This window comes from Nonomuraea sp. NPDC050404 (genome assembly GCF_040655495.1).
GTDB lineage: Bacteria > Actinomycetota > Actinomycetes > Streptosporangiales > Streptosporangiaceae > Nonomuraea.
This window is the reverse complement of sequence record NZ_JBFAKB010000019.1, coordinates 79737-105856: the sequence shown is the minus strand read 5'-3', so window position 1 is coordinate 105856 and position 26120 is coordinate 79737. Positions and strand designations below refer to the sequence as shown.

22 protein-coding genes and 1 pseudogene are annotated in these 26120 nt (G+C 70.5%); 10 read left to right on the top strand and 13 right to left on the bottom strand.

The genetic code is table 11. From position 1 onward, the window contains the following. The first annotated feature begins 3 nt into the window (after nucleotides 1-3). The gene (locus AB0I81_RS41695) at nucleotides 4-474 is read left to right on the top strand and encodes a GNAT family N-acetyltransferase (protein WP_360669713.1); all 471 of its coding nucleotides are present in this window, start codon (nucleotides 4-6) and stop codon (nucleotides 472-474) included. Nucleotides 475-922: 448 nt separating this feature from the next. On the opposite strand, the pseudogene AB0I81_RS41690 reads toward AB0I81_RS41695, so the two are convergent. Then, nucleotides 923-1057: pseudogene (locus tag AB0I81_RS41690) on the bottom strand (Clp protease N-terminal domain-containing protein); the annotation flags it as partial. 47 nt (nucleotides 1058-1104) lie between these two features. Here AB0I81_RS41690 and coaE point away from each other — a divergent pair. Together coaE and AB0I81_RS41680 are read left to right on the top strand one after the other, a co-directional pair. Further along, complete coding sequence (gene coaE, locus AB0I81_RS41685; RefSeq protein WP_360669368.1) at nucleotides 1105-1707, top strand: dephospho-CoA kinase; 603 nt, start codon at nucleotides 1105-1107, stop codon at nucleotides 1705-1707. A 141-nt stretch (nucleotides 1708-1848) separates the two neighbouring features. Then, nucleotides 1849-3249 carry a glycoside hydrolase family 43 protein gene (locus AB0I81_RS41680; RefSeq protein WP_360669366.1) on the top strand — a complete coding sequence of 467 codons (1401 nt, stop codon included), beginning with the start codon at nucleotides 1849-1851 and terminating at the stop codon, nucleotides 3247-3249. 97 nt (nucleotides 3250-3346) lie between these two features. Here the strand turns inward: AB0I81_RS41680 and AB0I81_RS41675 are convergent, their stop codons facing one another. After that, nucleotides 3347-8914: a TIR domain-containing protein gene (locus tag AB0I81_RS41675; RefSeq protein WP_360669362.1), complete on the bottom strand. Its 5568-nt coding sequence runs from the start codon at nucleotides 8912-8914 to the stop codon at nucleotides 3347-3349. Between the two features lie 55 nt (nucleotides 8915-8969). Here AB0I81_RS41675 and AB0I81_RS41670 point away from each other — a divergent pair, with 55 nt between their 5' ends. Beyond that, complete coding sequence (locus tag AB0I81_RS41670) at nucleotides 8970-10142, top strand: SLC13 family permease (protein WP_360669359.1); 1173 nt, start codon at nucleotides 8970-8972, stop codon at nucleotides 10140-10142. Here AB0I81_RS41670 and AB0I81_RS41665 read toward each other — a convergent pair whose 3' ends face one another. The 4 genes from AB0I81_RS41665 to AB0I81_RS41650 form a co-directional block, all read right to left on the bottom strand. Continuing rightward, a complete protein-coding gene (locus AB0I81_RS41665) occupies nucleotides 10143-10385 on the bottom strand; it encodes a hypothetical protein (protein WP_360669356.1) in 243 nt (80 codons plus the stop codon). A 107-nt stretch (nucleotides 10386-10492) separates the two neighbouring features. Continuing rightward, the gene (locus AB0I81_RS41660) at nucleotides 10493-11293 is read right to left on the bottom strand and encodes an inositol monophosphatase family protein (protein WP_360669353.1); all 801 of its coding nucleotides are present in this window, start codon (nucleotides 11291-11293) and stop codon (nucleotides 10493-10495) included. A gap of 10 nt (nucleotides 11294-11303) precedes the next feature. Further along, the gene (locus tag AB0I81_RS41655) at nucleotides 11304-11921 is read right to left on the bottom strand and encodes a hypothetical protein (RefSeq protein WP_360669350.1); all 618 of its coding nucleotides are present in this window, start codon (nucleotides 11919-11921) and stop codon (nucleotides 11304-11306) included. Beyond that, entirely contained in the window at nucleotides 11918-12958 is a 1041-nt protein-coding gene (locus AB0I81_RS41650) for a hypothetical protein (RefSeq protein ID WP_360669347.1), read from the bottom strand. The genes AB0I81_RS41655 and AB0I81_RS41650 overlap by 4 nt, the downstream gene beginning before the upstream one ends. Before the next feature lie 149 nt (nucleotides 12959-13107). On the opposite strand from AB0I81_RS41650, the gene AB0I81_RS41645 reads away from it, so the two are divergent. Further along, nucleotides 13108-13893, top strand: coding sequence for a methyltransferase domain-containing protein (locus tag AB0I81_RS41645; protein ID WP_360669344.1), 786 nt, complete (start codon nucleotides 13108-13110; stop codon nucleotides 13891-13893). Between the two features lie 134 nt (nucleotides 13894-14027). Here the strand turns inward: AB0I81_RS41645 and AB0I81_RS41640 are convergent, their stop codons facing one another. From AB0I81_RS41640 to AB0I81_RS41630, 3 genes are read right to left on the bottom strand one after another with little or no spacing between them, the layout of a single operon-like run. Beyond that, the gene (locus AB0I81_RS41640) at nucleotides 14028-14801 is read right to left on the bottom strand and encodes a sporulation protein (protein WP_360669341.1); all 774 of its coding nucleotides are present in this window, start codon (nucleotides 14799-14801) and stop codon (nucleotides 14028-14030) included. A 9-nt stretch (nucleotides 14802-14810) separates the two neighbouring features. Continuing rightward, nucleotides 14811-16052: an SPFH domain-containing protein gene (locus AB0I81_RS41635; protein ID WP_360669338.1), complete on the bottom strand. Its 1242-nt coding sequence runs from the start codon at nucleotides 16050-16052 to the stop codon at nucleotides 14811-14813. Continuing rightward, complete coding sequence (locus tag AB0I81_RS41630; protein ID WP_360669335.1) at nucleotides 16052-17671, bottom strand: SPFH domain-containing protein; 1620 nt, start codon at nucleotides 17669-17671, stop codon at nucleotides 16052-16054. Before AB0I81_RS41630 ends, AB0I81_RS41635 begins: the two co-directional genes overlap by 1 nt. 253 nt (nucleotides 17672-17924) lie before the next feature. On the opposite strand from AB0I81_RS41630, the gene AB0I81_RS41625 reads away from it, so the two are divergent. The 3 genes from AB0I81_RS41625 to AB0I81_RS41615 all read left to right on the top strand — a co-directional run bounded on the left by AB0I81_RS41625 (nucleotide 17925) and on the right by AB0I81_RS41615 (nucleotide 21004). Further along, nucleotides 17925-18158, top strand: a complete 234-nt coding sequence (locus AB0I81_RS41625; RefSeq protein WP_360669332.1) for a helix-turn-helix transcriptional regulator — start codon at nucleotides 17925-17927, stop codon at nucleotides 18156-18158. Nucleotides 18159-18193: 35 nt separating this feature from the next. Next, on the top strand, nucleotides 18194-20302 hold the full coding sequence (uvrB, locus tag AB0I81_RS41620; protein ID WP_360669329.1) for an excinuclease ABC subunit UvrB: 2109 nt from the start codon (nucleotides 18194-18196) through the stop codon (nucleotides 20300-20302). Nucleotides 20303-20395: 93 nt separating this feature from the next. After that, a complete protein-coding gene (locus AB0I81_RS41615) occupies nucleotides 20396-21004 on the top strand; it encodes a PepSY domain-containing protein (RefSeq protein WP_360669327.1) in 609 nt (202 codons plus the stop codon). A gap of 93 nt (nucleotides 21005-21097) precedes the next feature. On the opposite strand, the gene AB0I81_RS41610 is transcribed toward AB0I81_RS41615, so the two are convergent. Both AB0I81_RS41610 and AB0I81_RS41605 read right to left on the bottom strand, forming a co-directional pair. Continuing rightward, nucleotides 21098-21673, bottom strand: a complete 576-nt coding sequence (locus AB0I81_RS41610; RefSeq protein WP_360669324.1) for a Uma2 family endonuclease — start codon at nucleotides 21671-21673, stop codon at nucleotides 21098-21100. 59 nt (nucleotides 21674-21732) lie between these two features. Continuing rightward, a complete protein-coding gene (locus tag AB0I81_RS41605) occupies nucleotides 21733-22344 on the bottom strand; it encodes a hypothetical protein (protein ID WP_360669322.1) in 612 nt (203 codons plus the stop codon). A gap of 285 nt (nucleotides 22345-22629) precedes the next feature. Here AB0I81_RS41605 and AB0I81_RS41600 point away from each other — a divergent pair, with 285 nt between their 5' ends. Both AB0I81_RS41600 and AB0I81_RS41595 read left to right on the top strand, forming a co-directional pair. Beyond that, the gene (locus AB0I81_RS41600) at nucleotides 22630-23445 is read left to right on the top strand and encodes a glucose 1-dehydrogenase (protein ID WP_360669319.1); all 816 of its coding nucleotides are present in this window, start codon (nucleotides 22630-22632) and stop codon (nucleotides 23443-23445) included. A gap of 120 nt (nucleotides 23446-23565) precedes the next feature. Then, the gene (locus AB0I81_RS41595) at nucleotides 23566-24369 is read left to right on the top strand and encodes an alpha/beta hydrolase (RefSeq protein ID WP_360669316.1); all 804 of its coding nucleotides are present in this window, start codon (nucleotides 23566-23568) and stop codon (nucleotides 24367-24369) included. Nucleotides 24370-24599: 230 nt separating this feature from the next. On the opposite strand, the gene AB0I81_RS41590 is transcribed toward AB0I81_RS41595, so the two are convergent. Continuing rightward, nucleotides 24600-25205: a DUF4126 domain-containing protein gene (locus AB0I81_RS41590; protein ID WP_360669313.1), complete on the bottom strand. Its 606-nt coding sequence runs from the start codon at nucleotides 25203-25205 to the stop codon at nucleotides 24600-24602. Nucleotides 25206-25209: 4 nt separating this feature from the next. Continuing rightward, complete coding sequence (locus AB0I81_RS41585; protein WP_360669310.1) at nucleotides 25210-26118, bottom strand: phosphotransferase; 909 nt, start codon at nucleotides 26116-26118, stop codon at nucleotides 25210-25212. Between the last annotated feature and the right edge of the window lie 2 nt (nucleotides 26119-26120).

The window sequence follows — 26120 nt, the reverse complement described above, 5'->3', positions numbered from 1 at the left end:
GTGGTGATCGAACGGGCGGTGTCCGCGGACGCGGGCGAGATCCTCACTCTGCAACGGGCCGCGTACGTCGCCGAGGCCCAGCTCTACGGCGACCCGTACATCCCGCCGCTCGTCGAGTCGCTGGAGCAGGTGCGCAAGGCGGTCGAAGGCGGGACGGTGCTCAAGGCGCTCGACGCCGGCCGGATCATCGGCGCGGTACGCGCGCAACTGTCCGGCACCACCTGCCTGGTCGGCCGCCTCGTGGTCGCGCCCGACCGGCAGGGTCAGGGGGTGGGCTCGGCCCTCCTGCGCACCCTGCACGAGCAGGTGCCGGAGGCGACCGCGTTCGACCTGTTCACCGGGCATCTGTCGGAGGCGAACCTGCGGCTCTACCGCCGCCTGGGCTACCGGGAGACGAGCCGGGAGCGGATGGACGAGCACCTGACGGTGGTGTATCTGCGCAGGACGTCAGATCAATCCCCTCCTCCGCGATGATCACGGCACGGGCCAGGTCGTCGTCCACCCAGTTCCACCCCCACCGCCACTCCGAGCCCGCCGGATGCTCGGCGTTCAGGCGGTCGAGCACGGACTGAAGGGCGGCGGCGGGCACCACGATCTGGTGCCGGCCGCGCCACGGCACGTGCTCGGGCGCCTCCAGCGCGGGCACCTGGACGCCGTGCAGCCGTAGCGCTCGGAGAACTTCGCCCGGATCCAGGCCGAACAGGTGCAGCGGCGTCGGCGCCCGGTCCAGGTCGGCGTCGTGGGCCAGGGCGATCAGCCAGTGCTCGGGCGTCGGGTCCCGCCGGCCGGCGGCCAGGGCCAGGCCGGTCGCGATGCCGTGCAGCTTGTGGAAGGCCGGGTTGGCGAAGCCGCCTCCCCGGTGCGGATGGTGCCCGGGGCCCGAGTGGCCGGGCAGGCAGGTCAGCGCGTGTTCGTGGTCGAGTCCGGCCTCGGTCAGCACCCGCCGGGCGAGCGTGTCCTTCTTCAGCAGGGCGAGCACGACGTGCGGCGGCCCCACCCAGTCGTCTCCCGCGGCTGCCGCCTCGTCGTGGGCGGCCCGTACGATCCAGCTCGGCATGTTTTGATGATGGACCCGCCGGGCCCGTTGGTGGATAGGCTTTTCAGGTGCTGAAGATCGGACTCACCGGCGGGATCGGCTCGGGCAAGAGCGAGGTGGCCAGGCGGCTGTCGGCCAAGGGCGCGATGGTGATCGACGCCGACAAGATCGCCCGCGAGGTCGTGGAGCCGGGCACGGCCGGCCTGGCGCGGGTGGTGGCCACGTTCGGGGAGGAGGTGCTCCACCCCGACGGCTCGCTCAACAGGGAGAAGCTGGGCTCCTACGTGTTCGCCGACTCCGAGAAACTGGCGGCGCTCAACGCGATCGTGCACCCGCTCGTGGGGGAGCGCGTCGCGCAGCTCCAGCGGGAGGCCGCGGACGACACCATCATGGTGTACGACGTGCCGCTGCTGGTGGAGAACAACCTGGCCCCCATGTACGACGTGGTCATCGTCGTGGACGCGCCCGACCGGCTGCGCATCGAGCGGCTGGCCGAGCACCGCGGCATGGCGGAGGCCGACGCCAAGGCCCGCATCGCCGCCCAGGCGACCCGAGGCGACCGGCTGGCGGCGGCCGACATCGTGATCCCCAACGAGGGCCCGCTGGAGGAGCTGGACGCGCGGGTGGATGAGGTCTGGCAGGACCTGCTGGGCCGGGCCGCCCGGGGCTGAGGGGGCGACGGCCGTGGACAACAAAGGGCCGGTTTTTGGGCAGGTTTCTTTCCAGTTGGCCAGTCGATGCCATTGACGGGCATGACGTCTTTCCATGACGATCGTAAAGTTCCCCCAGCAAGGATCATGGAAGGACCGTCGATGCCGCGTTTAACGCCCTGGCGTGCCGCCGTAGCAGTCATAGCAGTCGCCCTGAGCCTCATCGTTCCCGCATCTCCGGCGAACGCGGCGACGCAGTCGTTCCGTAACCCGGTCAACCCGTCGGCCGACCCCAGCCTCATGTTCCACAACGGCAACTACTACGTGGCCACCACGCGCGGCGACCGGATCGGCATCTGGAAGTCGCCCAGCCTGGCCACGCTGCTGTCGGCGACCGAGCAGGTCGTCTGGCGCGACAGCGACAACAGCCGCAACAAGCAGATGTGGGCGCCGGCCTTCCGCCACGTCGGAAACCGCTGGTACATCTACTACACCGCCTCCGACGGCGTGGACGCCAACCACCGCATGTACGTCCTGGAGTCCGCGGGCAACGACCCGATGGGCCCGTACTCGTTCAAGGCCAAGATCGCCGACTACGGCGTGTACGCCATCGACGGCGAGCCGATCACCCACAACGGCCAGCAGTACTTCGTCTGGAGCAGCCCGGGACGCGGCATGAGCGGCGGCCCCCAGCAGCTCTACATCGCCAGGATGAGCAACGCCTGGACGGTCACCGGCAACCGGGTCGCGATCCCCGCGGACGGCGGCTGCACCGAGGTGCGTGAGGGCCCGACGCCGCTGTACCGCAACGGCAGGACGTTCCTGACCTACTCCAGTTGCGACACCGGCAAGCCCGACTACCAGCTCTGGATGAAGAGCATCGCCAACGGCGCCGACCCGATGGTGCCGGCCAACTGGAGGCAGCACGCGGGCCCGGTCTTCTCGCGCAACAACGAGACCGGCGTGTGGGGGCCGGGTCACCACTCGTTCTTCCGCTCGCCCGACGGCACCCAGGACTGGATCGCCTACCACGGCAAGAACACCAGCGTGAACACCTACAACTTCCGTACGACCCGGGTGCAGAGGTTCACCTGGAACGCCGACGGCACCCCGAACTTCGGCCGCCCGCTGGCGGCGGGGGCCACTCAGCAACTCCCTTCGGGTGACCCGGGCGCGAACACGTCGGTGATCGACGACTTCAGCCCTGAGGTGACGTACTCGGGCAGCTGGCAGTCCGGCTCCGGCTGCGGCAACCAGTGCTTCTGGGGCAACGACCACTGGAGCGGCCAGGCCGGCGCGACCGCGACGATCCGCTTCACCGGTACGCGCGTGGCCCTGCTGAGCGTCCGCGACACCGGCAACGGCATCGCCGCCATCTCCATCGACGGCGGCCCCGAGCAGCGCGTGGACTACTACAGCGCCATCCGTGTGGGCGAGCAGCTCAACTACATGAGCCCGGTGCTGCCGCACGGCGAGCACACGCTGAAGGTACGCGTGACCGGCGAGCGCAACTCCGCCTCGACCAGCACGGTGATCAGCATGGACCGCATCGAGGTGTTCTAGAAGCGCAGCAGAGCCGGCAGTGACGGCTCGACCGGGCGAGCGCCTGTCGTATGCGAACAGGCGCTCGCCCGGCGGGTCGTCCATCGGACCAGTGAGCTCAGAAGGCCGAGTCCAGCGGGACCTGCCGCACCCCCGGCAGGTAGGGATCCAGCTCGCCCAGCTCGAACCGCGACATCCCGACGACGTGCCAGAACTGCCCGCCCGGATCCCCCTGCACCTTGTACCGCCCGTCCGGCGCCAGCGCCGCCCACCCCTCGGGCAGCCCGAGCAGGGTCGCCCGCCGCTCGCCGCCCTCCCAGAGGATCACCACGCCGTCGTCCCCGGCGCTGGCCAGCAGGTCGCCCACCGGGCTGAAGGCCACCGACCAGACCCTGCGGGCATGCCCGGCCAGCGTGTGATGCAGCCGGCCGGTGTCGGTGTCCCACACGCGCACGAGCAGGTCGTCGCCGCCGGTGGCCAGGCGCTCGCCGGTGGCGTCGAACGCCACGCTCCACAACCGCCCCTCGTGCCGGTCGAGCGTGCGTACCAGCCGGGGCCGGTGCGCCGGCAGCTCCCACAGCAGGGCCCTGCCGTCGTTGCCGGCGCTGGCCAGATGGCGGCCGTCGGGGGAGAAGGCCACCGAGTAGACCCGGTCGGTGTGCCCCTCCAGGGTGGCCAGCGGGCCCTGTGAGTCCACGTGCCACAGCCGGACCAGCTTGTCGTCGCAGGCGGTGGCCACGTACCCGCCGTCGGGACTGAACGCGATCGAGCGCACCCGCCCGCGATGGTCGGCCAGGGTGGCCGCCAGCCGCCCGGTCGGCCGGTACCAGACGCGCACGCTGTCGTCGTCGTTGGCGGTGGCCAGCAGGTCGCCGTCCGGGCTGAACGCCTCGGCCCACACGTGGTCGGTCTCGGCGTGCAGTTCGCGCTCGTAGTCGCCGGTGGCGGCGTTCCAGAAGTGCACGCCGCCGTCGTTGCTGGAGGTGGCCAGCACCGGCCCGGCGGGGGAGAAGGAGGCCGAGATCAGCCGGTCGGCCGTGCCGGTGAACTCGCGCAGGCGCCGCCCGGTGCTCGGCTCCCACACGCGTACGATGCCGTCGTTGCCGCTGGTCGCCAGCATGGTGCCGTCGGCGCTGAACCTGACGGAGGAGATCCGCCGGCCGTGGCCGCGCAACACCCGCTGGCACTGGCCGCTCTCGGTGTCCCACAACCGCGCGGTGCCGTCGTTGCTGCTGGTGGCCAACTGTTGCCCGTCGGGGCTGAACGCGAACGGCCAGACCGAGCTGCGGTGGCCCGTCAGCTCCACCCGCTGGCCGCCGCCGAGCCGCTGCAGCCGTACGACGCCGCCGGAGTCGCCGCTGGCCAGGACCTGCCCGTCGGGGCTGAAGGACACCTGGTAGACGGCGGCGGCGTGGGTGGTGTGCACGCCGTGCGCCTCGCCGGACGGGTCCCACAGGCGTACGCTGCCCGCCGTGTCGCCGGTGGCCAGCAGCGTGCCGTCGGGCGAGAACGCCACGCAGTAGACGCTGCCCAGGTGCCCGGCCAGGTCGTGCGTCAGCCGCCAGGTGGCGGTGTCCCACAGCCGGACGGCGCCCGCCTCGTCGCCGGTGGCCAGCAGGCGGCCGTCGGGGCTGTGCACGGCGCGGTAGACGCTGCCGCGATGCTCCCCGAGGGTCTCCTTGACCTGCCCGGATTCGAGGTCCCAGACGCGCACCATGCCCGCCGCGTCGCCGGTCACCAGTGCCGAGCGGCCGAACGAGGCGGTGTAGACGGGCGACTGGTGCCCGGCCAGTTCGTGCACGAGCCGTCCGGTGGCGGTCTCCCACACGCGTACGACGCCGTCGCCGCCGCCCGCGGCCACCAGTTCGCCCGAGGGGCTGAGGCGGATCGGCCAGACGCCGTCGGGATGGCCGGTCAGCCGGTGCAGGGGCTCGCCCGTGACGGCGTCCCACAACGCCACGACGCCGTCGCTGGCCCCGGTGACCAGCAGGCCGCCGCCGAACTCGACCGCGTACACGCGGCCCCGGTGCCCCTGCAGCGTGCGTACGGGAGCGCCGCCCACGCACAGCAGCACGCCGCCGTCCTCGTTGCCGATCGCGATCGTCGCGCCGTCGGGGCTGTAGGCGATCGGCTCGGGCAGGCGGCTGGTGCGGAAGTGGTAGCCGTACGGGACGCCGATGCCGGCCGGCGCGAACTCCACCTCCACCGGCTGCCCCGGCACCACGGCCGCGCCGGCCAGGTGCGGCAGTGTGCCGGTCACGTTGATCAGCGTGGCGCGGTGCCAGCGGGCGCCGTCGAGTGCCGCGTCGCTCAGGTCCGCCTGCGCCAGCCGCGCGCCCGACAGGTCGGCGTCGCGCAGGTCGGCCCCGGTGAGCTGGGCGCCGTCGAGCCGCGCGCCCACCAGCCTGGCCCCGCGCAGCACGGCCCTGGACAGGTTGGTGCCCGCCAGCGTCGCCTCCGACAGGTCGGCCCCGGTGAGATCGACCTCGCGCAGGTCCCTGGCCGACAGGTCCTCGCCCTTGAGGTTGGCCCCGCGCAGGTCGGCGCGGGCGGGCGTACGCAGCCTGGCGGAGATCTTGACCGCGTTGGCCCTGGCCACGTCGTCGGGCGGCGGATCGGCCGCCCAGGCCCGCAGCGCCCGCACGTCGGCCAGGTCGCACAGGAACTCCACGGTCAGCGCGGACAGGGGGCGGCGGGCCAGCAGCGCGGGGCGCTCCAGCGTGGTGGCGATGTGCCTGGCGACCAGCCATTCCATCACCGAGGCGTGGATGAAGCCGAACATGCCTTCCTCGGTGCGCACCAGCAGGCTGCCCGAGCCCATCCGGAAGGCGGCGTGCGCGGCCGAGAGCTGCCCGTCGGCCAGGTCGGTCAGCGTCCCGGCGATCTCGGTCAGCTCGTCCACGCCCAGCAGCGACTCGCCGGACTGCCACAGCCGCACCGCCAGGGCGGTCACCGCCCGCCACAACTCCTCGACGGTGAGCGCCGAGGGGGAGCCGGGGATCGTGGCCCGCCGCTCCTCGAAGGTCAGCCAGGAGCCGAGGATCTCCTCGTACAGCAGGGCCGGGCTGATCGTGTGGCGGGCCTCGGCCACGGTACGCAGGCGGTCGGCGTCGAGGTCGGCGATGAAGCTGAGCATGCGCGGGTTCTGCGCCAGCGCGAGCAGGTCCTCGATCTCGCCCATGAGCCGCATGCGCGCGCCGGCCTCGTCGCCGCCGGCGAACCGGTTGGCCAGGTAGGAGCGGATCTGGTCGGTCGTGAAGTCCTCGACGCTCAGCACCCGCCGCTGCGGCAGCACCCCCACCATCTCGCCGAGCGAGGTCAGCACCTGGCTGTGCGACTTGAAGTGCTGGGTACGGCTGGCCACCACGATCTTCGCCTTGTCCTCGGCCGCCGCCAGCAGCGTGGCCAGGTGGTCGGCCGCCCGGTCGTAGGTCAGCCGTGTCACCAGCTCGTCGAACCCGTCGAACAGCAGCACGATCCGCCCCTGCCGCAGCAGGTAGCGGAACGCCTTGAGGTCGATGAACTCCTCGCCGTGGCCCGCCAGATGGGCCGCCACCAGCGCGTCCACCGAGTGCGCCTTGTCCAGGGCGCGCAACTCGATGAGGATCGGCGTCAGGTGCGGCAGCTCGGCGGGGATGCGCCGGGCCAGCTCGCGCAGGGCGAACGTCTTGCCGTGCCCGAAGTCGCCCAGCAGCAGCAGGAACCGGCCGTGGTCGGTGGCCAGCAGCCGGATCAGCTCGTCGGTCAGGCCCTGCCCGACCTGGCCGCCGGGGCGGTCCAGCTCGCGGTAGCGCTGCGGCACGTACAGGTCGGGCGGGTAGCGCCGGTCGGCGATCAGCCGGGCGGTCTGCTCGGCGACGTAGCCGGTCAGGTCGAGCAGCCCCTGGAACTCCGTGAACGTACGCAACCGCACGCCCTTGCGCATCAGGTCGTCGCGGATCGCGCGCGGTGCGGGCGGCCCCTGGTAGACCAGCTCGGCGGCCAGGCCGGTGGCGTGCGCCTGGCGGACGAACCCGGCGGCGGCCTCCTCGGTCACCTCGCCCACGTGCGCGCCGATCATCAGCTGGCGGACGAACCCGTCCTCGGGGTGGGTGACCACCAGGTAGGCGTCGAACCTGCGGATCCTGGCGCGTTCGTGCCTGGCCTCGCAGACCTCGGTGACGCGGTCGAGCAGCAGCTCCAGCGGGCTCGGCGCGCGTTCTTCCGGCTTCGGCGCGGCCGGCGCGGCGGCGGGCGGGCTCTCACCGGTGAACGGGGCCTGCGCGGCCCGCCAGCGGGCGCGGACCTGCTCGGGCCGGTCCCCTTCCGGCAGCCACGTACGCAGCCCCTCGGGGCCGATCTCCACCACGTGGTGCCGCCCCGAGCGGGGCGCGGCGACGCGGCCCTCGGCCTGCGGCCCGGAACCGCCGTGGAAGAGCAGGTTGAGCCGGTGCCCCAGCAGCCGCTCGAACGCGGGCGCGTCCCGCAACTCCTGCGGCGGATGCCCGATCGCGCCCAGCCGCAACCACGCGCTCTCCTCGTACGGCCGCAGCCGCTCGGCGAACCAGGCCGCCTGCGCCTCCCCGAGCTGCGCGTACGCGTCGCGCTCCAGATGGCTCATGGCCATCGTCGAGTTGAGCCCCGCCACGACCACCTTCAGGTCGGGCACCTCGAACAGGGTCCACGGCTGGCCGCCGTCGAACACCCGGTCGTCCAGCCCCTGGTACACCTCGCCGAACAACTTGGCGAAGTGCCGCCACTTGGGCCAGTACGGCGGCTGCGGGCTCACGTCGTCGGCCTCGCAGGTCATGAAGTAGGCGCTGGCCGCGGCCTTGGTGACGTCGCGCGGCCCCGGCAGCAGCACCAGCCGGTGCGGTTCGAGGCCGAGCAGCAGCCGCAGGTCGGTCACGAACCGCGTCGCCTGCCCGAACTGCCCCAGGCTGCCCGACTCGGTCAGGTCGCCGCTGATGACCATCAGGTCGGGGCGGGGCATGCCGCGGTCGTACATGGCGGTCAGGTCGGCCCAGATGCGCGCCTGCATGTCCTCGGGCGTGAACGGCTCGCCGGGGTCGGGCAGCGCCCTGCCGAAGCGGGGGCCGCCGATGTGCAGCACGCTGATCGACTCGCGCCCCGGGCTCTCGCCGGCCACCGGCGGGAACTTGGGCGCCGCGACGGGTGCGCGCCTGGACCGGGCGGACTCCTCCGGTGGCGGCAACGTCGGCGGGGCGGGCGGCGGCACGTGGGCGCCGTCGGGGAAGGCCGGCGCGGCCGCCGGCTTGGCCCGGCCCGCCATGGCCTCGCCGACCCGGCCCAGCAGCAGCGCCCTGGCCTGGCCCGGATCGGTGACGCCGAGCAGGTCGACCCAGGTGATCGTGGACAGCAGGCCCTCCAGCGGCACGTCCTCCAGCCGGATCGTGACGAGCTTGTTGGAGGGGTTGTCGGGGTCGGCCCGCAGCGCGGCCTGCCACTCCATCCGGCCGTAGCGCGAGCCCAGGTAGTTGCGCGACAACACGGCCACGACGAGCCGCGCCTGGCTGACCCCGCGGTCCATGAAGTCGATGAAGTTGGTGCCGGGCACGAAGTCCCACGCCTGGATCATGGTCTTGTAGCCCGCGGCCTCCAGCTCCCAGGCGATCCAGGTCGCCCACGCCGTGTCGGCCGGGGAGTAGCTGACGAAGATGTCGGTCGGCCTGCCGTCACGTGCCATCCGACCAGTATCCCGCGCGGGGGCGGGGATTGGCAGTGTGTGCGATCATCGTCGGGTGTGGCGGCGTCTTGGCGTGCTCGACTGGATCAGGGTCGGGCTGCTGGTTCTGGGTCTGGTCTTCGTGGCGACCGGACTGCTGCCCTGGGCCGACGCGGTCACGAGCCTCAGCGAGATCGGCCCGCTGCTGGTCTTCCTGGTGGCGATCATCGTGCTGGCGGAGCTCACCAAGGACGCACAGGTCTTCGACGCGATCGCGGCCAGGATGGCGGTGCTCGGGCGCGGCAACTATGCCGCCCTGTTCTTTCTTTGTGTCGTTTTTGCGTCATTTGTCACGATATTTCTGAACTTGGACACGACGGCCGTCCTCCTCACCCCCGTCATGCTCGCCCTCGCCCCCAGAGCCCGCATCGCCGCGCTACCCCTGGCCATGACCACCATCTGGCTGGCCAACACCGCGAGCCTGCTGCTGCCGGTCTCCAACCTGACGAACCTGCTGAGCATGCACAAGATCGGCCTCGGCGCCCCGGAGTTCGCCGCCCGCATGTGGGCGCCGCAGGTCGTCTCGATCCTGGTGACGATGGCGTTCCTGTGGGTGTTCTTCTGGCGGCGCGGTGAGCGGCGCGACCTGCGCTACATCCCGCCGGTGCTGGAGCCGGTGGCCGACCGCGTGTTGTTCGGGGCGGCGGCGGCCGGGTGCGTGCTGTTCATCGCCCTGCTGCTGTTCGAGGCGCACGTAGCGATCGCCGCCACGGCGGCGGCCGTCCTCGTGGTGGCCGCCTTCCTGCTGCGCGCCCGCGAGCGCCTGACCTGGAGCCTGATCCCCTGGCAGCTCGTCATCTTCGTGACCGGCCTGTTCCTGGTGGTGCCCACACTCAGCATCCACGGCCTGTCCACGCTGATGACCTGGATGATCGGCACTGAGGGCGACCCCTACCGCACCGCCGCCGTCGGCGCGGGACTGTCCAACCTGATCAACAACCTGCCCGCCTACAAGGCCGTCGAGTACGTCATCCCGGCCGCCGACCAGGAGTCACTGCTGGCCCTGCTGGTGGGCGCCAACGTCGGCCCCGTCATCACCCCGTGGGCCTCGCTGGCCACGCTGCTGTGGTTCGAGTCCTGCCGCCGCCACGGCGTCAAGGTCCCGATGCGCCGCTTCCTGCTCACCGGCGCCGGTCTGGCCGTCGCCGGGGTCGCGGCGACCGTCTGGGCACTGGTCGAGTTCGGCTGATCAGGCGGCGGCCAGCGTGTAGGCGCCGGCGACCGCGTCCAGCGCCCAGCGCATGCGCCGCACGTACGAGTCGGGGTGGTCGCCGGCCTCCTGGGCCACATACGCCGCGCACCAGGACGGGTCGCCGCCGCACGCGCACAGCCGCTCGTCCACGGCCTCACGGATCTGGTACGGGGACAACTCGTCGGACGGCTGCAGTGAGGTGACGAAGAGCACCTGCGCCAGCTCGGTCGTGGTCATCATGACGGGCTCCTCTCGGCATCGGCGCCGTTGTCCGGCACCCTCTAAATAGACGACGAACGGCGGCGGAACTCATCGACAAAAGACACACTTCTTCCGCGGAATTTTCCTCAGTGCAGCAGGCCGAGGAGAGCGGGAAGCGCGCTCGGGTGGGCGGCCACGAAACTGCGCTGCTCACCCGGCCCCTCGATGCACTCCTCGTACGGCCCGCCGTCCAGCGCCCTGATCTCGATGCCGGCCTCCTGTGCCAGCAACGCCCCCGCCGGCAGGTCCACCACCCCGGCCCGGTAGCCCACGATGCCGTCGATGTCCCCGCGCGCCAGCATCGCCCAGGCCAGCAGCGGCGCCCAGAGCTGCAGCACCCGGCGGGCGCCCAGGTCGAGCGCCGTCTTCAGCCGCCGTACGGTCACGTCGTCCCTGGCGATGCCGTACCCCTGGGTCCAGGCCAGCAGAGGCCCGTGCGGGCTCGGCGCGTGGCCGGGGGCCAGGCGCACCCCGGAGGAGGCCAGCGCGCCCCTGCCGCGCACGGCCGACCACGTCTGCCGGGAGACCGGATCGTGCACCACGCCCAGCAGCGGCAGCCCGTTCCGGCACAGCGCCACGCCCACCACGTACGTCGGCAGCCCGATGGCCACGTTGTTGGTGCCGTCGAGCGGGTCCACCAGCCAGGTCCACTCGCCGCCCGAGGCCCCGACCAGCCCGGACTCCTCGGCGATCACCGCGTGCGTGGGGAAGGCCGTCAGGATCCGCTCCAGCAGCAGCTTCTCCGAGGCCAGGTCGAGATCGGTCACCACGTCGCCGGCCGTGCCCTTGGCCCGTACGCGCAGCGCCTTCCGCGTACCCTCCAGCAGCAGCGCGCCCGCGGCCTCCGCGGCTTCGACGGCGACCGTACGGGCGTGATCCAGGTCCATCGGGTGCCTCTCAGGTCAGGTGCGCGGTGATCAGGCGGACGGCCGCGGCCGTCTCTGCGGCGTCCAGCGGCTGCCTGGACACGTGATGGAGGCGGCCGTCCAGCGGGCCGAGCGACAGGTCGCGGCTGCCGGGCCGGCCGCTGCCGAGCGCGATCGTGGCCGCCTCGCCGCCCTCCGGCACGACGCTGCTGTGGAAGCGGTCGGCGGCCAGCGTGTAGGTGTCGCCGGGGCCGAAGACCTCCACCAGGCCCGTGGTGTGCCGCACGGTGCGGGAGGTGGGCGCGAGGTCGTCGCCGCCCGGCCCGCTGACCACCTCGAACACCCGGTGGGTGGCGTCCGCGGCGGCGTCGGCGACCACCGCGTGCACGTTGCGCACCTGGCCGTAGAGCACGTGGCTGACCAGGTCCCAGCTATGGCAGTGGATCTGCGAGGTGGTGCTCTCGGCGTGCGCGAGCGAGTCGGACCACAGATGGAGACATACCCCTTCGCCGCCGTCGCGTTCCACCGGCAGGCAGATGAATCCGAGCGGGTGGCGCACCGCGCTCAGGTCCGGTCTCTCCAGCTCGGCCAGGGCCCACGCCCTGGCCTTGCCTCCGCGTACCAGCTCGTGCACGCCGCTGCGGCTCATGATTGGTAGGGATTGACCGCGCGCAGCGCCTTGCGCGCGATGTCGACGACGTCACGGCCGTTGTACGTCCTGGGCAGGGGCACGCCGATCCGTTCGAACAGCTCCTGCACCTCCTCGATGGTGGGCTCGTCGCCGAGCGGCACCTTCTTGTACATCTCCAGCGGCACCCGCCGCGCCTGCTCGAAGCTGAGCCGCAGCTCGGTGTCGCAGTTCTCGTAGTAGAACGTGTCGGCCAGCGCGGTCATGGCCATGTTCGGGTCCTCGACCGTCATGATCAGGCGGGTCGTGGACAGGTCCCAGCGGAACGTGGTCATCGTCGAGGACAGGCCCACCTCGATGTCGAGCAGGCGGTAACGCTGGCGGTGCCAGAAGGCGGCCAGGACCGTCGCGTACGACTCCTTCATGACCCGGTCGGTCGTCCACGTCTCGCCGGTGCCGTCGGGGACGTCGGACAACGAGCGGCGGTAGTGGGCGTAGGTCTCGCACACCTCCAGGTTCGTCGGATCGATGATCTCGACCCGTACCGTGAGGTGGCGCTTGTCCCTGCGGGCCGCCGCGACGCACTCGGGCAGCGTGATCGCGCGCAGGTAGGTGCCGGTGCCGCCCTTGAAGCTCCACCTGGTCGTGTCCCTGCGGGCCTCGGCGTGGGACTGGGCGATCTCCTGCTTGCTGCCCAGCACCCGGACGAGCTGCAGCGCGTCCAGCGCCCTGCGGGTGCTGTGCGCCAGGACCTCGATCTCCTCCAGGCGGGCCAGGCGCACGGGCAGCTCGGCCAGCGCCCCCGAGGTGATCGTCTTCTCGACCGGGGCCTGGCGGGCGCGGTCGCGCAGCAGCGCGGTGGCCACCAGCGCGAGGATCACCAGGGTCGCGGCGGTGACGAGCTGGCGCTGGATGACGTCGCCCTCTTCGCCGAAGATCTCGTCCGGCATGATGCCGAGCACGCCGACCACGATCGCCAGGCCGAGCGCGATGGCGCCGTCCGCGTTGCGGGCCGCCCACGGGGCGGTCCGCTTCAACGCCGCCATGAACTTCGCCATCGCTCGCCCCGCCGTCCGACGATCAAGTCAGGTCCCGAGGTCATGGTAACGACCGCGCCATGCGACTGTCAGCACACGATCTGCTAGCGAAAGATGCCCCGGAATATTGCCTCGCGTCCGTATCAGGGGCGGTTCTAGGATTCAGAGGCATGATCATGGATCCCGCCGTCATGGGCTACTACGAGCGCGGGGGCGAGCTGACCAGGCTGCGGCACGGGCGTGGCCGGCTGGAGTACTGGCGCACCCGCGACGTCCTGAGCCGCGTCCTGCCGCCGGCGCCCGCGCGGCTGCTCGACGTGGGCGGCGGCACGGGCGTGCACGCCGAGTGGCTGGCCGCGCGGGGCCACGACGTCGAGCTGATCGACCCCGTCCCGCTGCACGTCCGCGAGGCGGCGAAACTGCCCGGCGTGCGCGCCCGCGTCGGGGACGCCCGCGAGTTGCCCGTCGAGGACGGGCGGGCCGACGCGGCGCTGCTCCTGGGCCCGCTCTACCACCTGCCCGAACGCGCCGACCGGGTGCGCGCCCTGCGGGAGGCCCGTCGCGCCGTCCGGCCGGGCGGACTGGTGGTGGCGGCCTTCATCAGCCGGTACGCGGCCATCCACGACAGCGTCTACCTCGGCGGGTTCCTGCTGGAGGAGCGGCGGGCGATCGAGTACGGCACCCTCGACACGGGCCTGATCATCTCGTCCAGGAAAGACGGGTTTCGCGGCTACGGCCACCACCCCGACGAGATCCTCGGCGAGTTCGCCGACGCCGGCCTCCCCGAGCCGCAACGCTACGGCCTGGAGTGCGCCTTCTGGCTCTACGGCGACGTGGACGACTGGCTGGACGACGACGGGCGGCGCGAGTTGCTGCTCGACGCCGCCCGCCGCCTGGAGTGCGAGCCCTCTTTGCTGGGCGTCAGCGGCCACCTGCTGGCCGTCGCCCGCGTTTGAGGTCGAGAACCTCCGCACCACGTCCGGGCCAGACCTGGACCACCTTGTCCCATGCCTTGACCGCCACGGGCGGGCGGCGGCACCCTACAAGGGCCGATCGTGGCCCGGAGACGATGGCGGGCCGCGCTCCGGGTCTAGAACCAGCCGCGGTGGCGGGCCATCTGCTCCAGGCCGCGCTGCAGGCCCGCGTCCGCCGAGTTCGGCGGGTCGTCGTAGCGGATGGTGAAGCGGTTGTAGGCGTCGTGACTGGAGCTCAGGAAGCCGCCCCGCTTGTCGGCCTCCAGGATCACGTCCATCTGCCGCGGCCCGGCGATGAACGTCAGCTCCAGCTCGTTGAAGTGCCGCCGCCACTGCCCTCCCGCGTAGTACTCGATCTCCTGGAAGAACGGCATGGTCGAGCCGTACAGGGTGCCCCGCTCCAGGTCGGCCTTCTTGAACTGGAAGCCCAGCCGGTCGAGCGCGCCGAGCACCTGGTCCTGGGCGGGCAGCGGGCTGACGAACAGCGGGTCGAGGTCGCCCTTGTCCAGCGCGCCCGCCAGCGCCAGCTCCGTCTGGACGCCCAGCTTCATGCCGTGCAGCGGATGCCCCGCGATCGCGCTGATCGGCGTCTCCCACGGGATCGGGATCTCGAACTGCTGCTGGTGCTGCGCGCCCGCCGCGAGCTGGAAGGTCCCCGCCACCTGCTGGCGCAGGAAGCTGTAGGACGTCTTGTACTCGTTGTCACCCGATTCGACCTCGACCACGGCGGTGAGGTCGATGTAGATGCCCTCGACCTTGTAGTCGGAGTTGCCGCCACGGAAATGGACGACGCCGCGCAGCGGCTCGCCGGGGCGCACGCCCGTGTTGGTCAACACCGTGTCAACCTCGACGCCCGCGCCGAACGCGGCCATCAACTTGCGGAACACCATGGGGTTCTCCTAAACGGAAGGTGTGTGGCCGTTCACTTGGCCTGTTCCCGTACCCGAGATGCGGGGGAGCAGCTGGGCCAGGAGGAGGGTGGAGAGCGCGGAGTCCGACTGCCCCTGCTGGGTCCGTACGACCAGGGGCTGCGGCGCGTTCTCCGCCAGTTTGGCGCCCACGTCGAGGCGCCTGCGGGCCAGCTCGTACTGCAGCACGGCCCGGTTGTCCCGGTAGGACTCGGCCAGCCGGCGCAACGCCTTGGCCTCGTTCTCCGCGGCGGTCAGCTCGGCCCTGCCGCGCGCCTCGATCTCCCACGTCACCCGCTGCGCCTCGGTCTCCTGCTCCTCCAGCATGCGCGCCACGTCCTTGCGCGCCTTGTTGTGAGCGGCCTTGACCTCCACGACGCGGGCGTCACGGGTCTTCTTGGAGCGTTCGATCTCCATCAGCAGCGTGTCGATGCGGCGCTTGCGGGTCAGCTCCCACTCGCGCTCGTAGGCCGACAGTTCCTTGGCGACCTTCTCGCGGGTGGACAGGTGCTGCTGGTACTGGTCGGGCAGCTGCACGTCGGGGATGTTGGCGCCGGTGATGCGCACGCCGTAGCGGCCGAGCTGGCGGTTGAGCGCGTCCTGCATGTCGCCGACGTCGGAGCCGCGCAGGTCGTAGGCCCGCTCGGTGTTGACCCTGCGGCTGCGCTGCCTGATCGCGTCCTGCACCGCGCTGGAGAGCACCAGGTCGAAGTTGCCCGCGCCGATCGTGCGGACGAACGCGACGGGGTCCACGATGCGGAACTTCAGGAAGAACTCGATCGACTTCAGCGGTACGTTCTCGGCGGTGGGGCAGGCCACGATCGGGGCCGAGTACGGGATCTCGGTGGAGGTGTCGACGACCGCGTCCACCCGGTCCCACGGCAGCCAGAGGTAGTGGCGGCCGGGCGGCAGCGTGCCGGTGATGGCGCCCCAGCGGCTGCGTACGCCGGTGGTGCCCTCCTCGATCTCGATGATCGCCTTGCGCCACATCGTGACCATGGCCAGGAGCAGGCTGACCAGCGCCGCGAGCGCCGCGATGAGGGTGAAGTCGCTCAGCACGGCCATGCCGGCGAAGTAGATCGCCAGGAAGACCAGCGTCATCCAGGCGAAGCCGCGCCGGTCCTTGGGGATGACGACGGGCACGAGCTGGCCCTGCTCGCCGCCGCGCAGGAGCTGGCGGATCTCTCCCCAGCCGGCCAGCGACTCCTTGATCTTGGAGAACTCTCTGCTCATCAGATCTCACCCTGTCCGTGCTGCTTGTCCGACGGCAGCAGCCGCTCGACGGTCCGCTCCAGGTCGTGGTCCGGCTCCGGCGTGGCCGGCGGCTTTTCCACATCGGCGGCGGCCTTCTCCAGCAGGGCGACGATCTCGGCTTCGCGTCCCCGTACGCGGGCGCCGATCTCGTCGAGCCTGCCGCGGATGGCGGCCATGTCCTCGGCGGAGAACAGCACCGCGTCCTTGCCGCCCACGAGCTGCTGGGCCAGGGCCAGGAAGTCGATGTCGGTCTGCTCGCCCACCTGCACCACCTGGGGCAGCCTGGCCGCGACCGACTCCAGCTTGGCCAGCAGGTCCTGCTGGAAGCGGTAGTCGAGGATCTCCGGAGCCTCGGCCGCCGACAGCGCCCTGATGTCCAGCGCCTGCGCCTCCAGCAGCGCGGAGTTGGCGTTGGCCGTGGACTCGGCCTCGACCAGGCGCTGCCTGGCCTGGGCGGTGGCCTGGTGGCTGGCGCGTTCGAGCGCGGTGTCCATGCGGGCCTGGTAGCCGGCGATCTCGGCCTGGATGGCGCTGAGCGTCTCCTGCAGCCCGGCCAGCTCCTTGATCAGGTCGCCCTCGTTCTGCTCCTTGCGCAGTTGCAGTTCGTACTCGTAGGTGTAGGCCTCCTTGGCCACCCGGACCATTTCGGGGGCCGCCAGGTCCATGCGGTACTCCTGGCTGGAGGGCTCGGCGTGGGTGATGTTGACGTCGGTGAGCCGTACGGCCGGCAGGAACTGCTGGTTGAGGGTCTCCAGCATGCCGTGCGTGCTCTCGCCCACCAGGTCGTAGATCTCCTCGGCGCGCTGGGCGTAGATCAGGGAGCGGGTGACCTCGCTGATGGCGTTCTGGAGCTTGGACTGGAACCCGCTGACCGAGCCGAGCACGAAGATGAACTCCGCCGGGTTCTCGATCCTGAACTGCAGGAACAGGTCCACGCTGGCCTTGACGCCCTGCTGGGTGGGGGCTTCGCTGATCGGCGCGTTGAACGGGTACTCGCGGGTGGTGTTGACGATGTAGCTGACCCGCTTCCACGGGTTGAACAGCGTCACCCGGCCCGGGTCCGCGATGTGCACCAGCTTGCCGAACTGGGTGATCAGCGCCTTGCAGCCCTCGGGCACCATCACCACGCTGCGCCGCCACCACAGGAACACCGCGGCCAGCACCAGCACCAGCCAGTAGTGCGGGCCGAACACCACGTCGGCGCTCGGGACGATGTTGCCGAGCGCGCCGATGAGGCCGAGCACTACGAGGATGCCCAGCGGCACGATCACCTTGGCGGTGCTGCCCTTGGGGATCACCACGGGCGAGATGACGTGCATGCCGTTCTCGGCGAAGCTGCGGTTGACGATCTCGCCGGCCTCGTTGAGCGAGGCCGACTTCGCCTCGATGAGGGTGCCGATGGACACGCCACCGTCCCGGGCGGCGGCGAAGTCATGCGGGTTCAGCGCGAAGCCGCGGGCCTGGCCCGCGAACTGCCCGGCCTGCTCGACGGCCTGCCCCATGGCCTGGCCCATCGCCTGACGTACGTCACCCCCTTGCGCCACCGCTTGGGCTACGCCCTGACCTGCCTTGATCAGTGCCTCTCTGGGTCGTGACATCGAACCTTCCTTTTCCGCTACAGGCGAATCCGACCGTATCGGGTGTGACTTACTGTTCGCTTGCAATGCGGTGTCATATGTGTATTGCATATCGTAGTAGTCATGCTACTAATGTAGTAGAGCTACTATTTTTCGATCAATATCGAAGTAAAAGAGCTGGTGGGCGGGGGTCGCGGGGCGCCCTCACCGGGCGATGCGTCGAGTGACCTGAGAGACAGCGAGAACAGCGGGTGAGCTGAGAAACTACGTCCTGATGAGCGAGACCGTCTACAACCGCATCGCGCTGCTGCGCGCAGAGCGGAACGTGACCCGCAGGCAACTGTCCGACGCCCTCGGGGTCCACTACCAGACCATCGGGTATCTCGAACGCGGCGAATACAGCCCCAGCCTCTTCCTGGCGCTGCGGATCGCCGACTATTTCGAGGTGCCGGTGGAGGTCGTCTTCTCCACCACGCCCTTCCCCCGGATAGGCGAGCGCACGGCCTGACTGTTTCTGTCAGTGGCGACGCCTACAGTGGCACCATGCGACCGGTCACTGATTTGCAGCGGAAGGTGGCGCCCTTCGAGGTCGTCACCGAGATGACTCCCTCGGGCGACCAGCCGACGGCCATCGCCGAGCTGGAGCGCCGCGTCAAGGCCGGGGAGAAGGACAACGTCCTGCTGGGCGCCACCGGCACCGGCAAGACGGCCACGATCGCCTGGCTGATCGAGCGGCTGCAGCGGCCCGCCCTGGTGATGCAGCCCAACAAGACGCTCGCCGCGCAGTTCGCCAACGAGCTGCGCGAGATGTTGCCCAACAACGCGGTCGAATACTTCGTCTCCTACTACGACTACTACCAGCCGGAGGCGTACGTCCCGCAGAGCGACACCTACATCGAGAAGGACTCCTCGATCAACGACGAGGTCGAGCGGCTGCGCCACTCGGCCACCAACTCGCTGCTCACCCGGCGCGACACCGTCGTGGTCGCCTCGGTGTCGTGCATCTACGGCCTGGGCACGCCGCAGGAATACGTCGACCGCATGGTCCGCCTGCGCGTCGGCATGGACGTCGAGCGCGACCAGCTCCTGCGCCGCCTGGTCGACATGCAGTACACCCGCAACGACCTGGCCTTCACCCGCGGCACGTTCCGGGTGCGCGGCGACACGATCGAGATCATCCCGAAGTACGAAGAGCTGGCCGTGCGCATCGAGATGTTCGGCGACGAGATCGAGAAGCTCTCGACCATGCACCCGCTCACCGGCGAGGTCATCACCGAGGACGAGGAGCTCTACATCTTCCCCGCCTCCCACTACGTCGCGGGTGAGCAGCGCATGGCCGCGGCCGTGGCCGGGATCGAGGAGGAGCTGACGACGCGGCTGGCCGAGCTGGAGCGGCAGGGCAAGCTGCTGGAGGCGCAGCGGCTGCGGATGCGCACCACGTACGACATCGAGATGATGCGCCAGATCGGCACCTGCTCCGGCATCGAGAACTACTCGCGCCACATGGACGGCCGCGAGGCCGGCAGCGCGCCCAACACGCTGCTCGACTACTTCCCCGAGGACTTCCTGCTGGTCCTCGACGAGTCCCACCAGACCGTGCCGCAGATCGGCGCCATGTACGAGGGCGACGCCTCCCGCAAGCGCACGCTGGTCGACCACGGCTTCCGGCTGCCGTCGGCGCTGGACAACCGGCCGCTGAAGTGGGAAGAGTTCCTGGAGCGCATCGACCAGACCGTCTACCTGTCGGCCACGCCCGGCCCCTACGAGCTCGGGCGCGCCAAGGGCGAGGTGGTCGAGCAGGTCATCCGCCCGACCGGCCTGGTGGACCCCCAGATCGTCGTCAAGCCCACCAAGGGGCAGATCGACGATCTGGTCCACGAGATCCGCGAGCGGGCCGAGCGCGACGAGCGCGTCCTGGTCACCACCCTGACCAAGAAGATGTCGGAAGACCTCACCGACTATCTACTTGAGCTCGGCATCCGGGTCCGCTACCTGCACAGTGAGGTCGACACGCTGCGCCGCATCGAGCTGCTGCGGGAGCTGCGCACGGGCGAGTTCGACGTGCTCGTCGGCATCAACCTGCTGCGCGAGGGCCTCGACCTGCCCGAGGTGTCGCTGGTGTCCATCCTCGATGCCGACAAGGAGGGCTTCCTGCGCTCGGAGACCTCGCTGATCCAGACCATCGGCCGCGCCGCCCGTAACGTCTCGGGCCAGGTCCACATGTACGCCGACAAGGTCACCCCGTCGATGGAGCGGGCGATCGACGAGACCAACCGGCGCCGGGCCAAGCAGATCGCCTACAACGAGGCCAACGGCATCGACCCGCAGCCGCTGCGCAAGAAGATCGCCGACATCCTCGACTCGCTGACCCGCGAGGACGCCGACACCCAGCAGCTCATGGGCGCGGGCCGGCAGCAGTCGCGCGGCAAGGCCCCCGTGCCCGGCTTCGCCGCCCGCCAGGCCGGCCAGCACGCCAAGGCGATCGCGGGCGAGATGCCGCGCGCCCAGATGGAGTCCCTCATCGAGTCGCTGACCGAGCAGATGCACCAGTCGGCGGCCGACCTGCAGTTCGAGGTGGCCGCCCGGCTGCGCGACGAGATCAAGGAGCTCAAGCGCGAACTGCGCGACATGCGCGAGGCGGGGATCCAATAGGTCGAGCGCACTGCGCGGAGGTGGGGGTTCAATATGTCGCCAGCGTTCTGACCTGGGGGAATGCTTTTCTGTGGGGTGGGCAGCGTCCAGGGTATGAACAAGACGATCATTGGTGCCCTGGTCGGTGCGACGGTGCTCGCGGGTGGCTGTGGCACCGTGCTGCGGGAGGTGGAGCGGCTGGCCGTCCGGTCCTCGCCCACCGTCGGCACGCCCACCGCCACCGCGCCGCCCGGCCCCTCGGGCTCGCCCTCCGGCGCCACCAACGCGCCCGGAGCCGGGGACCTGAAGCAGGCCGCCCAGGTCGCGCTGGCGGCGGTGCCGAACTCGACCCTCATCTCGATCGAGACCGAGGAGGGCGGCAGCCGCTGGGAGGTGCAGGTCGTCGGGCAGGACGGGACCGAGCACCAGATGGACGTGCAGTCGGGCAAGGTCGTCACCGGTCCCACCACCGAGGAAGAGGACGCCGAGGACAAGACCAAGCACCGCGAACGGGTGGCGGCGGCCAAACTGGACTATGCGCAGGCGGCGGACAACATCGCGGCCGCGGTCCCGGAGGGCCGGATCACGGAGCTGAACCTGGACTCGGAGCAGGGCAAGACCGTGTGGGAGGCGGACGTGGTCACGCCCGACGGGACCAAGCACGAGGTCGCGGTGGACGCCGCCACCGGCTCGGTCACCAGGAACAACGCCGGCCCGTCGTGACATCGCGCGGGCGCGGTCGGGGACGAGGCTTGTGGAACCCGCCTGAGCGGTACTCAGGGTGGGGGTGGGTCGGGATGGTGGTCTGAGCGATGTTCAGCTGACGGCCTTGCCGGGGTCGAAATCGATGTCCACGTCGAACCCGATGTACGTCTGAAGGCGCTTGTGATGGATGCCCGTGGGGACATACGCCTTGACGACCGGCTCCAACTCGAAGGTGTAGGCGACCGGCAGGCCATCCTCCTTCTCAATGCGCCAAAAGTGCCTGATGCCAGCATCTGAGTACTTGATCGGCTTGGTGGTGCGGTCTCGGTCCCTGGATTCCTTCGAAACCACCTCTACGGCGAGGTGCACGTCGCCAGGCTTGAAGGAGGTGACTTCATCGGTGTAAGCCGACGCCTTGACCAGCATGAGGTCGGGCTCTGGCCGTTGTGTCAGGCTCAGTGTCACGGTCATCTCGCGCACGATTGTGAGCTCCTCCGGCAGTTGGAGCGATTGCTCGAGCAGGCGGAGCATGCGCTGGTGAAACCCGGTCTGCGGCGACATCATGATTAGCGACCCATCGATCAGCTCGACGTGCCGAGGCGCGTCAGGGGGAAGGTGATCGAGCATGTCAGCGGTCCAGCCACCGGGAGGGCCGGGATAGAACCACTCCGGCAGTGCAGTGCTCATAGGAGCTCCCCCTCAGCGAATATCACGCGACGCGTCTATGATGTCACACAGCGCAGTCGTTAAGGCCGGTCTTTGCGTTCTTCCATGGTGCGGCGGTAGAGCTCGTCGATCTGGTCCAGGGGGTCCGGGGCGGGGGCCTGGCGGCGGGCCTCGATCTCCAGGTCCGTGCGGGAGCTGAGGTCGGTGATGCCCGTGGAGGTGTGGTGCACCTGGTCGCTCAGGAGGTCGGCGCGGATGCGGGCGCACATCGCCGTCAGCTTGGCCTGGTGTTCCCTGAGGCGGTCGAGGGTGACGTGGTCCACGTACGGGGACACGCGGCGCTGCTGGGCGTACATGCCGAGCTGGCTGTCGTGCACGTCCGCCTGGGCCGTGAGGTCGGCCAGGAGGCGCGGCAGGTCACCCAGGCCCCAGCCCTCGCGCTGGGCGTGCTCGACGGCCTGGCGGGTGAGGGAAACCTCGCGGCGCAGGTCGAGCCGGAGGCGTTCGACCTCGGCGGCGTCGCCCGTGCCCATGGCGTTGACGTGGGTGGTGAGCCGGGTGGTGGCCTCCTTGGCCTTCACCGCGGCCTTCTTGCCGAGCTTGACCAGCAAGTAGATCCCCACGCCGCCCAATAGGAGGAGGAACGCCAGGATCACCAGCACGATGACAAGGAACTCGCCGATCTTCGCCACCTCCTGTTGGTGTTGATGCCTTGAAGGATAGTCGGCCTGAGCGGTCGTGTGGCGCGGCCGGGGGCAAGGTTCTGAGTGGTCGTTGGGGGGAGATCCCAGCAAGGCCCGGGCGCTTACGTGGCGGGGCTGAGCAAGGATCCCCCGGCGGTCACGTGGTAGGGCCGAGCGAGGGCGTGGGTCGTTGCGGGTTGGGGCTCGGGTGCGGTCCCGGGCGGTCGTGTGGGCGCGAGGGCCCGCCGATGGGTGCGGGGGTGGACCGAGCAAGCTCTTGATCGGAACTGGGGGGTGTGTTTCAGTTCACATATCCAGATCACCCCAGAAAGGGCATGCAGGGTGCTTGATGGCAAGGTTGTGATCATCACAGGGGGCGCCCGGGGCATGGGGGCGGCCACGGCTCGGCGCTGTGCGAACGCCGGTGCGCGGGTCGTGATCACCGACGTGCTGGTGGAGGAGGGTACGGCCACCGCCAAGGAGCTGGACGCCCGGTTCATCGCACACGACGTGACCAGCCAGGACGAGTGGGCGGCCGTGGTCGCGCAGACGCTGGAGGAGTACGGGCGCGTCGAGGGTCTGGTGAACAACGCCGGCATCGCCTCCCTCGCGTCGATCGAGGAGCAGTCGCCGGAGGAATTCCAGCAGGTGCTTCAGGTGAACCTGGTCGGCACCTTCCTGGGGCTCAAGGCCGTGGCCGGCGCCATGCGCGCGGCTGGCGGCGGTGCCATCGTGAACCTGTCGTCGGTCGCGGGGCTGTTCGCCCTGCCCATGACCGGCGGCTACGGCGCCTCCAAGTGGGGGGTGCGCGGGCTGACGAAGATCGCGGCGCTGGAGTTCGGGCGGGATCGCATCCGGGTCAACTCCGTACATCCCGGAATGATCGTCACCCCGATGACGCAGTCGTTCGGAGCCGTGTCCGGGGAGGGCACCTTCGGCCTGTCGCCGGTCGGGCGCTGGGGGGAGGCCGAGGAGGTGGCGGAGGCGATCGCGTTCCTGCTGTCCGACGCCGCCTCGTACGTCAACGGCGCCGAACTGGCCATCGACGGCGGCTGGACGGCGGGGGAGGGGTCGCTGCTGCCCCCGCCGCGGCCACCCGAGGGCGCGTAGATGTTGCGCGCGGGTGCCGGATGGGCGTTGAGGTCGCGCGCGGGTGCCGGATGGGCGTTGAGGTTGTGCGCGGGTGCCGGGTGGGCGTTGAGGTCGCATGCGGATCCCGAGGAGGCGTAGGTGCCGTACGCGGAGGCCGGCGAGGGCGTCAGGCTCTTCTACACCGACGACGGCACCGGCCACGGGGACCTGCCGCCGTTGCTGCTCGTGCACGGCTGGGGGACCGACTCCCACCAGTGGTCCTGGCACATCGACGCGCTGGCCGCCGGACATCGGGTGATCGCGGTGGACCTGCGCGGTCACGGCTACTCCTCGGTACCGGAGACCGGCAACACCCCGCGCATGATGGCCGAGGACCTGCACCTCCTCCTCGGTCACCTGGACATCCCCCAGGTGGTGGCCGTCGGGCACTCCATGGGCGGGCAGGTGGTGTCCATCCTGGCGGTCGAGCATCCGGAGCGGGTGCGGGCGCTGGTCGCCCTCGATCCCGGCTACGGCATGGGGGATGAGGTCGCGCGCGGCTTTCCCCGCATGATCGCGAGCCTGCGGGGCGAGCGTCCCCACAGGGCCGCCGAGCGGATCGACGAGTGGTGTACGAACGCCGCCACCCCCGCCGTGATCAGGCGCTGGCACAAGCGCAGGTTGTACGGGATGCCGCCGCACGTCCTGGTCCAGGCGTTCGAGGCGATGTTCACGGGCGGGGACGCCATCGGGGTCCGCCCGGCCAGCGACGAGTATCTGGTCCGCAGGCGGTGCCCGGTGTTGTCGATCTGGGCCGATGCCGGGCGGGCGCGGTGGGAGGCGGGACTGCTTGACGATCCGGCCTCCGTGGTCATGTTCTGGGAGGGCGCGAGTCACCGGCTGCACGAGGAGCGGCCCGAGGAGTTCGTGCAGGTCCTGGAGGGCTGGCTGCGCAAACTCTGAAGGCCCGGCTCGTGGGAAGGCCCGGCTCGTGGGAAGGCCCGGCTTGGGAAGGAAGTCCCGGCTTGCGAAGAGGCAAGGGCCCGGCGGCGCGGGTACGTCGCCGGGCGCCTACCGCGTGAGCGTTTCTCAGGTTGGGGGCCACGGGTTACGCTCACACGTTCTTCGCTTACCGGTCCCAACCGTAAGCCGCGGCCGGGCGCCGGCGAATCAGCCTGGCGGCGGAGTGCGGGTCAGCCTGGCGGGTGACCCCTGGCGGCCCTCCTGCGGGCCCGGAAGCGGCGTACCCGCCGCAACAACCACCACGCCAGGACGACGAGCAGCAGCAACGCGACGATCACCAGCACCGGAAGGAAGATCGCGATCAGGCTCATCCCGAGCGACCCGGCGTCCTCGGCCGTGCTCACGACCGGCGCGCCGACTCCGGCCGTGCCCGCGTTGATCACGGGACGGGAGACGGCCTTGACCGCGTGTACGGCCAGCGCCACCACGATCCCCAGCAACCACCCGGCCCACGGGTGCTCGGTCATCCAGGTCGAGTTCTCGAACTCGGCGGCGGCGCTCGTGGCGGAGAAGACCACGCCGCCCGAGGCCGGGCGGATCACGGTCTGGATGGCGTCGTTGACGCTGTCCACGGCGGGCACCTTGTCCAGCACCATCTCCGCGACCAGCAGCACCGCGAGCACGGCGAGCACACCCCAGTTCGACAGCCAGGAGTAGCCGTCGGGCAGTTTCACCGCGTCGGTGAGGTTCGCGAGCACGCCGACGACCAGCAGCGGGATGTAGGCGTTCAGGCCGGCGGCCGTGGACAGGCCCAGACCGGTCAGAGAGGCGAGCATCCTCCTAGTCTGCCCGCGCGGCCTCCTCCATGAGCCCCGCCAGGCCGGAATGGGTGAATTCGGTCACGGCCCGCTCGTACTTCTCCATGCCCCACGACCAGAAGTCGAAGTCGATGGTCTCGTTAGCGCCGTCCTGGATGGAGGCCCAGAGCGTCCAGCCGTACTTGGACATGAGGCCGAGCAGGCGCGCGCGGGCGATCTTGTGGCGCAGGCGGCGGCCGTAGTAGCTGGTGACGAGCTCTTCCAGGTGGCCGAGCGGCAGGGCGGACTCGCTCCAGATGTTGCCGAGTTCGAAGCAGGCGTCGTTGTTGCCCGCGTACTCGTAGTCGATCAGCCACAGCCGCGAGCCGTCGTCGAGGATGTTGCCGGGAAGCAGGTCGTTGTTGCAGGGGACGGTGCCCTCGTCCCTGATAGCAAGACATTTCCGGATCTGGGCTACGGCGGGCATGTGGTCCAGGTAGTCGGCCGGGATCCGGAAACCGCGCTCGCGCACGATCTCCAGATAGCCCTGCTGCACCTCGAACATGTCGAAGTCCCGTACGAACCTGGGCCCCGCGTGCAGCCGGCGGCACGCCTCGGCCACGCGCGGCAGGTTCGCGGCGTCGTGCAGGTCGGCCTCGGTGAAGGTGTGGCAGTCCGGCAGGAACCCCACCACGAGCACCCCGAGCGCCGGCAGGTAGTCGTGCACGGGCGCCCCGACCCCCGCGCGGGCCGCCGCGATCGAGTTCGCGTGCTCGGCGTCCCTGTCGATGGACAGCAGGGCGCCGTCGCTGGCGGAGACGCGCACCACGTACGCGCCGGAAGGGGTCGTGACCTTGTAGTTGTGGTTGGTGAGCCCGCCGGGCAGCTCCTCCACGGAGCGGGGCAGGCCGGAGAGCAGGGGGATGCGGTCGAGGACCTCGGGCGCGGCCATGT